General features: G+C 62.6%; 1 protein-coding gene. It reads right to left on the bottom strand.

The window, feature by feature from the left end; translation table 11 throughout:
* The coding region (locus IE231_RS18160) for a GNAT family N-acetyltransferase (protein ID WP_189695395.1) at nucleotides 1-316 on the bottom strand (316 nt) is incomplete at its 3' end.
* Nucleotides 317-506 lie beyond the last annotated feature (190 nt).

Raw genomic sequence — 506 nt, 5'->3', positions numbered from 1 at the left:
CTGTCTCGTGTATTTCCCTCCCGTAACCGGAGCCGTGGCGGTCGCCTCGGACAATGAGGAGCCCGATGTAGGCGGCCCCCGGGTCCGGGTAGCCAAGGAGGACGTCAGCGAATGCGATGAGCTCGGTGCCGTCCCACAGCCCGATGCTCCGCTTGCCTGAGGGGTCGAACCCGGGAGGCACAGAGATGAGAGCGCTGAGCGCATCCGAGGGTCCAGGCGGATAGCCGGTGATGCGTTCGGCATAATCGGGGACCGACTCGAGCAACTCCTGGAGGACAGCGACATCGGCGTGCTCCAGATCGCGAACCTTACGCATCCGATGATTGTTGCAGAACTCACCCACTGTAAAGCGAATAGCTACGGCTTCCCGTACGGGACTGCGCCAAGTTTCCGTCCCGACCTCGACCCGGTATCCGTCAGGGCCGAGCCGGTCTAGGGGCACACGCACGGCACCTATCACCTTCTGAAAGCACGGAGTTGTGTGGACATGGCTCTAGATTGCCGAG

The sequence above is a fragment of the Sinomonas cellulolyticus genome, from assembly GCF_014656475.1.
Classification (GTDB): Bacteria; Actinomycetota; Actinomycetes; order Actinomycetales; family Micrococcaceae; genus Sinomonas; species Sinomonas cellulolyticus.
The sequence above is the reverse complement of the archived record's forward strand: the minus strand, read 5'-3'. Positions and strand labels throughout refer to the sequence as shown.